Source organism: Candidatus Enterococcus wittei, assembly GCF_002140175.1.
Classification (GTDB): Bacteria; Bacillota; Bacilli; order Lactobacillales; family Enterococcaceae; genus Enterococcus_B; species Enterococcus_B wittei.
In genome coordinates this window covers 935,396-943,959 of record NZ_NGMO01000001.1, presented here as the reverse complement: position 1 = coordinate 943,959, position 8,564 = coordinate 935,396, and the positions used below count along the sequence as shown (strand labels likewise).

Below are 8,564 nucleotides of genomic sequence, written 5' to 3'. Positions count from 1 at the left end.
ATCTTAGGGATTTGAGATGACCAAAAAAGAAGAAATCAAGGAATCCTTTATATTTTTTAGTTGCATAAGCTCAGTGTTTTTTGAATAGTAAATTTGGAGAATTACGAAAAGTGGGGCTATAGCCATTATAAAATGGACGAAAATGGGCCCAAGAAGTAGTGAAAATCTATTTGCAAATATTTTAAATGGAATACCCTATTTACATGGATTTCTTCTCGTATTTTTTGAGTTCAATGACAAATTAGACTGATAGGAACATCTGTAAACATCAAAGCTAGTAAGTTTGACTAGTTTTGATGTTTTTTAAATGCAAGTAAATAGTTTGCTGATGACAAAGATGTATAAGTGGATATGAATGTAAATGAGCGTGGGACAAAAGTATGATTCACTCTTGCTTCACGCTCTACATACGTATAAACAGTGGATCAGAAGCAACTCCTTCGATAATAAGCTGTAATTTACAAAAATTTGAAAATCAATTTTCGTGAATTGCTTCTTATTTCTCGGAGTTTAACACTTCCGTCCCAGCCTCTCGTTTTAATATGAATTGAAATGTTTTAGTATAACTCTCAGCAGTTTTAATCAGCTTTAACCTCAAAGAATCAATGTGAATGCTTCTATTTCTTGTAAGTGATTTTGCATGTTTCTCTAAAAAGGAAAGGCTATAGTGTGGTAATTATAAATGGTATACAAGTATCTCTAAAAAAGAACCATATAAATCACTGCCTTCTTATTATTTTTAGCACTTTATATTTAATAAAATTTGAATTTCTGTATTGATTTTTATCATTTTTGATGAAATCCTCCTTTTTTTATTCTATAATTCAAATGAAAGCGAATTCTAATGTAAGGTGTGCCCAAACATTATAGAAAGGAGGAGTTGACTATAAGTAGTTCACTTGGTTAGTTTTTTTTTAAGTGATTGTTACATTTATTTTAGCCACCGCTTATTTGTCGAATCTGATGAAGTGTTGCTCTTTGCATGATACAAATGCCACTTTTGGAGGGGATTTATACGTAGATGTTGGACCTGGTCATAAAAGCTTGTTTGGAGAATGAAGGTCATAAATGATGTTATTCAAATGAAAAGTTATGCAATAAAACTATCTTACTCATTAATTTCAATGAAGGAGTGAAAAATGTGCCAAAGAAGTCAAAAACACCAAATTCGCCAAGTATACCAAATAGACTGAAAAAGACAAAGATACCAAAGAAGGTAAAGATACCACAAGATGTTTACAGAAGAATTAGTGGTCTGAACTATAACAAAATGAATGATAATAATAAGTTAAAAGACAATCAGAAGGTTTTAAACTATATTGCCAAGAATATTGGACAAATACTAGCTCCAAATGGCATATTGACAGTTGATGGGGTACTTTTTCTATTGAGTATCTTTAAAAATTTTCAATTAATGGATCCTCCTGTACAACAGACGGCTGTCCAAAGAACTTCTGCTGCTGTTGAAATTGATACGTTTATTGATGTGAGACAAGCAGGCAATCAGACATGGATCCATTCATTTGCTTCAAGCTCCACTGTCAATAGAACAAGATTTCAACCGCCATTGTCAGAAAATACAACTCAAGTAGCATTCTATAATCAACTGTTCCACGAACCGATGACAAATTTAGCAGAGACTGCACATGAATTCAGTCTTTCTATTCATCAATTGTTCCATGGAATCAATGAGCTTTTAAATTGTACTACGTGGGAAAGCATGACCCAGTTGAGAGAGTGGATTTTCTTTGGGGAAAGTATTGAACAAACGCATTTTAAAACAATTTGTCAGGGAGCCATTTTGAAAGCGAAGATGCAAAACGAACAAGGGATGAAACAAAATGGTGAGATTCACCACTTTTCTTTTCAACGGATGATCAATATGCCTACTCAAAGAACCAATCATTTTTATGCGGAAGATACACCTCAAAACTTAGTAAAAATATTTCAGTCCGCCTTTGAAAATAAATATAATGGGACAACGGATAGTCCAACTGATGTACATAATTATCTAACAGAAACGTTTTGGAATGGATTAACCAAGACGTTCTCACAGTTTTTCAGGGAACACGAACATATGAATGATACTCAAGAACAAGAAGGTGCGTGGGGTAGGTCGTTGATGGGTGATTTTGTTGATTTGTTCCTACGTGCCTTTTCGTTAGACTATGGAAAACAAATCCCGACCGATTCCCAACAAGAAAAGAATTTAAATATTCCAGAAAACACTCAGCCTACATATAATTCATTATCAAACAAGACTTCACAAAAGAAATCTCAAAAGAATAACTATCAGGAAATTGCTTCAGAGACAACTCCAGAAACTATGTCGGTATTGACCTCTGAAGAAGCGAGTTATTTAACTCAACTCTGGTATCTAGCAAAGGATTTTTGTATAAGTATTGATAACTATCTCCAAAAATGGGTGGGTCTCCAATTTTTAGGAGCAGAAGCAAGACCAATTCCTGATAAGAAAATTGCTAAAATTTCTAGAGAGACGATAGAAAAAGCAAAAATGCATCGTATTGTTACAGCTTATATGAATAATCAAACGCTTCCGATAACTAATGAAAAACCACTGTTCCCTACTTGGGATGATGCTGATATTTTTCAAAAGCGAAATAAAACAGATTTTGTCAATCAAGCAGTCAAGAATTTTCTGTGTGGTAAAGGGATTGCGTGTGGTGATTTATCAAACCTTGAAACGATCTTAGCTGCACAGAACTGGATAAATAATGGCGGAAAGGATTCAGTTCTTAGACGTAATCAACTCGCATATATCATTCTTGTGGCATCAGATCTTGAGAAACAAGAATTCTCAGATATTAGAGGAAGTAATATCTTTCTTCAATGGAGAAATAATAATGCTTTGGTGGGTTTCACCTTTATTGAAGATAAGATGAAAACGACAACGAGTGCTACTCAAATACATATGGAAACAACTACACTATCTAGTCAGGATAATGTAACACAAAAATCCAAGAACTATTCCGAATTAGGACAGGTCAATGAAAATAGGACTAGAATTTCGGAGAGTTCAAAAAAATCACCTCTTCCTTCAATTGATGAGGATTTTATAAGACAATGGAGAAAAAATCTAAATCAGACAAATTTAGAAAAATATGGTAAAGGGTTGTTTAATCAAACTCAGATGCAAAGTGAAATTAGTACAACAGCTAGTTCAAGCAATGTGACGACTATTCCTATGGAAGCTACTGGATTAAATGTGACCCAAACTGGGGAAACTGATTCGACTCAAGAAATCAATGAAAAGATCAAAGCGTTCCTGAGTGAAAATACAGATGATCCAACAAAGGCAGTTGTTAAGGAAGAAAAGGAAAGTAGTCTCCCAAAATGGAATAGTGAGCAAAAAGAGAATATACGTAAAAAACTAGTCGATTTTTTTGTTGAAAAGGAGATAGATTGTGATGGTTCTGATGACATTAAACTATTGGAAACAGTAGGAGAGTGGGTAGCTATTGAAGGAGCGACTCCAGTAACGTTGGATATGGTTAGAGTCAAACAATTAGCGAAACTTATTCTCGAAATGGAAGAAGAGGCTATTATTTCAGAAGAAGAAGCTCACCTGATTCTGGCAGAATGGGTGTATGAAACAATAAAAGATAATCAACCTGCAGATTTAATTTTGCCAACAAAAGGAACGAATCCATCCCAACCAACAAGTGCAGATAAACAAAAAAACAACATCGAAACGGAAGGGACTCAATGGCGGGATCCCAATGTACAAAAAAAAATAGAATCATTTTTAGAGCAAAAAAAATTACTCTCTGGACAGTCAACAAAAGAGCAAGTATTGATTGCTATGGGAAAACGAATCACAAAAGAAGAAAACAACAAATTGGTCTTCGCTTATGAAAGACTTCAGCCAGTTGCTAAAGTGATTCTGAAAGAGTTGAAGCTTTATGGTGGGAAAAAAGGGGAGAATATCTCGAACAAAGATGCCGAACTAACAGTCATGAAATGGGTCTTTGAAACAATATTAGAAAGTTCGATTGAAGCCTACATGGTCAAAAAACTTGTGTCGGCACCTGATATCGATCAATTTACCTTGGGTCGTTTGCGAGATTTATTTACAGTCAGAAATTTGGAGAAAGAGGGATTGATTTAGCTAGAAGGATCTACCCTTTCTGAAGAACAGAAGAGCTACTTTAACAAGCTATGGAATTTATTCCTCCAGCGGGAGTTACCCAATTATTTTTTGGATAGTAGTGGTTTGGCCGATAATTTATTGATTTCTGATTATCACTCATTAATGCAGTTAACTGGGGCAAAGATTTTAAAAGAAGGAGAGTATCAATATCCCTTCAGTCGAGAAGATGCTCGATTGATGGGGGAACACTTTTGGCAAACGATCCTTGAAAAAGGAATAGCCACCTATGAAGAACTACGAACTCTTTTGATCCCTTCATTAATTGCTATCGCCCAACTAGATCCAGATGCATTGCGTGAAGCATTAGCTACGGAAACCTATAAAGAATTTGCAATCAGCACATTTATAGGCTATCAAAAAGAAGGATATTATAAGCTTATCGAAAATCAAGAACTCCTTAATCGGTTGTATAAAGCGTATCAAGAAGCATTACTTCAATGGCGTCGGAAAGATGCCTTAGCAATAAAGGTAGCGCAGACATGTATCGATTCCCACGGTTCTTCAACTCCTTTTAATGTTATCAAACAAAATTATCTTGAAGGCTCAACCAATCCTTGTCAAGACATTGATTGGTTTCCTCCTAAAATAGAAGCTAGGTATACTAAGTTGACGAAAAATGTGTCGGATGCGTATTTTCATTTTGATAAAAAATTGATTGAATTTGCGCTGAATGCGGTCGATAAAAAGGATTTGGAGTATATTTTCTCAGCAGGAGTCCAACTTTATGAGACCTTTGCCGATTTGGAAAATGAAAGAGAGGAGTTAGTTGAGATTCCAGTTACAGCTGGTGCTCCAAGAATAAATGCTATACTTTCTGTAAAGGAGAAAAAACGAACAACGCTTAATCTAGACAAAACCGATTTATTTGCAGCTGTCAAAGGAAATGAACAACGAATTTATGCATTGAAACAATTAGATGGTGAAGGAGGGTATACCTTACACCGAGTCGATCAAGACCCTATAGTTTACCTCAAATTAGGGCTGTTTGATCATAAAAATATTTGGAAAGGAGGGTATCAACAAGTAGGAAATGAGATTCTTATGGGGAATAAATATTTTAAGTTCTCTGTTCGTGTGAATCGGAGCAAGAAACTAGCTCATGGAGCTGAGAGGAATCTATTGATTGAAGCACTTGGTCGTAAACATAGCGACAAATTCTATGATCAACTGTACGATTCGGGAAATGACAAATCGGATGTCGAAAAACTTTGGGATGTCGCCAAACATTTTATTCCTTTTTATGATTGTGCAACAGGAATCATTAACCAAGATACCGAAGAAGCGGTTATTTCGTGTACGATTGATACATTGCTCATGATCCCGGTATTCGGACAAATCACCTCCCTCAATATGAAATTTGCGTTAGGAGTCGCTAGAGCATTTATCAGAGGTGGCATCCGTAATGTAATCAAAAAAAGCCCAACTTTTCTTCCTAAAGTAGCTGAAATCAGAAAAATTGTACTAACCCTTGCACGGACCATCGATCCAGGATTTGAAACGATTGTAGGTGGAGGGCGACTAATTATAAAGCGCGTAGTGAAATTTAAAAATGAATTCCAAATAGCTAGAAAAACTAAAGAACTGTTAGAAAGAATAGAGGTTATGGAAAAGGCGCGAGAGTCGCTGAAAAAAAATATTGTGATGGGTCAGTTGAATGGTCTGGAAGTTCCCGTAAAAGGGGTAGGTGCTGATTTATATATGCGGGTGACGAATCTGGAAACTGGAGATGTTTTTGGTGGGTTATTTATGTTCAAAGGAAATCGATTAGAAGCCCATAGACCTGCCGTATTTACGACCGAACAACTAGAGCTTCTCAATAATCTAGAGGTCAAATTGAAGGAAAAACAAGCGTATTTCGTTGGAAATAATCCCAATCCAAATGCTTATGGCTCAGGACCGATTACAACAGTAGCACAAGAAGGAGAAGAGACAAAACACTTTATTCGAATGAAAGGGAAACTGATTGAGGTGACTTTGACAACCATCAAGGAGCATGGAATCCGACTGGATGTTTATGCCCGTCATTCGGGAAAGATCATACCGGTGAATTATAATGGCGTAGAATGGTATTTTGAAGCACCGACGTCTCCCTTCGTGCCAAAAGAAGTGGAGAAAAAAATCACTAGCATGTTGGATCAATTTGAAACGAGAAAGAATCCAAGTGGACTTTCTGCTCCGGATGAAAAAGGACTGATGTGGGATGAATCAGGCAAATCTTACATTAAGGTCCAAGATCATTATCTTTCGATCTCATTAAGCAAAAATAAAGAACGATATCATTTGCTAAAAAAAGATAACAGTAAATCAAAAATTGTCTTGAGATTTGATGAAAAAAATGGCAAATTCCGTTTTGAAACAAAATTGGAAAGGAAGAAGGAAAACAAAAGTGTATTGACCGCCTCGTATCATAGGGGAAAGTCAAAAGGAAAAAGTGACCTAAATAAAGAACAGTCAAGAGTTTCACCAGGAGAATCACCCGGAACATCGGGAACTTCGGGAAATTCAAAAGGTACCAAAAATACTTCACAAGAAATAGGTTCGAAAACAAATGAATCTGGGGATGTACTAGCGTCTGAAACTTTTGATCGTTTCAAATTTGGTAAACAAACTGGGGATGTGTGGAATAACATTCCTCCTTCGAAAGAAAAATGGGATTTATGGAATAAACTCAGAGGAGCAGAAGTCTACAAAAAGCCCCCTTCTATAAGAGTGGAAGATTCTAACGTTGAGCTTCCACCGTTATCTAAATTTGTTTCAGAACCTACTCCAATTTTTCATCCTAACGATAATGAAGCAAGAAAATCAATTGTAGCACAAATTAAAGAACGTTTACCTATTGACTTTAACTTTCGAACATTTGCTGGAGTTAAAGCAAATAAAATGCCAGATTTTCTCAAACCATTTGTCGAAGATCTAGAAGAAAACCTTGTTCAAGCATCAGATTATTTAGATGCAGGAATAACGATATTTACAAAACTATCGGGTAAAGCAATTCTTTCAGAAACGAAAGAAGGGCAATATTTGACAAAATTATTTTTATTAGAAGGGCTTGCTAATCAAGAAGTGATTTTGAGAGAAACAATTAATAGGTTTTTGTCGATATCGGAAAAGCTCAAAAAATTCCTCAGACAGTCAAAGCTATGGGAGTATGAAAATATTTTAATCGTTTCGGGTGATCTGATTCAGCAAGAAGTGGGTTCAAATAAATATCTTTCACAATCTACCAAGCTTTTACCATGGGGGCTTGTGGTACCAGGTGATGCAGAATGCCGAATCATTATTTTTGCGGATGCTTTCCATATCAATCCTCAGCTCATTGATCCCCAACTTATTCAAGGCTGCGAACTAACACAATCTGCATATATAACGCTTATTCATGAAATCACGCATCTGGTTTCAAAAACAGAGGATATAATAACCTACCCTTTACCTGGTAAAGGTCTTAGAATTAGTGTAAAGCAACAAAGAGAAATAATTAATAACAATTTCACAGCAATATTATATTCTGAACCTTTCAACGCTTTTGTTAACCAATTAGCCAAAGAGCTGAATTTACCGACCTTGTCAAAAGATGTTGTTAGACAAGCGATGTATAACGATCGATTATTGCTTGTTAATTTTCTATTAACAGATGCGGAATTCACTACAATCATACTAAGAGATCTTATCGAAGGGAGAGATTTTGATGAAATCATTCGTGTCACTAGAAGTACAGATAACTTAAATTTAGAAAAGAAATTCATGTTTTTATATTTTGCAATGGCTTTTATGTATAGCTATCAAGGCTTAGAGAGAACCTTGCAATTAAATAAAGAGAAAGAAAAAAACTCAACAAAAGCAACGGACAATCTAAGTACAGGTATACCAAGTAAAGAAGTACCAGAAAATACAGAAATTATAGTACGAACTGAATTTGTAGAGAAGATCAAAGATGCAGAAAAAAAGAGTTTTTCAGATCTTGTAACTACAAGTATCGAAAAAAGCAACGGTACCAACATTGCGACTGGATTTGTTGCCAATCGACCAATATTCGCACAGCCCATCCAATCTAGACCAAAACGAAGTGATTTGAATCTTACCACGAATACACAAGAAATCAGAAATAATACACAATTTGTTACCAATCAACAAGGAGTAACAGAGCCTACACAACATACTGCAAATCGAAGTATCTCAAACCTTATAAATACAAGTACTGAAAAAAGCAACAATCTCCGTCAAACTGCATCGATTAAATCGGCAGAAAGAAACAACTCAAGTACATTAATAAAGTAGTGTCAGGCTTTTCTCCATCGGGCAAATACAGAAGGCGAAATATAAAGAGGAAATAGGTATAGAAAGATAAAAACAATGTAGCAACAGCGATCAATACTATATTCAGTTCTATAAAACT

General features: G+C 35.5%; 2 protein-coding genes. Both read left to right on the top strand.

Going from position 1 to position 8,564, the window contains the following annotated elements; all coding sequences use genetic code 11:
- The first annotated feature begins 1,141 nt into the window (after positions 1–1,141).
- Positions 1,142–4,129: a QWxxN domain gene (locus tag A5844_RS03695; protein ID WP_086283928.1), complete on the top strand. Its 2,988-nt coding sequence runs from the start codon at positions 1,142–1,144 to the stop codon at positions 4,127–4,129.
- A 90-nt stretch (positions 4,130–4,219) separates the two neighbouring features.
- Positions 4,220–8,446, top strand: coding sequence for a hypothetical protein (locus tag A5844_RS03690; RefSeq protein ID WP_086283927.1), 4,227 nt, complete (start codon positions 4,220–4,222; stop codon positions 8,444–8,446).
- Positions 8,447–8,564 lie beyond the last annotated feature (118 nt).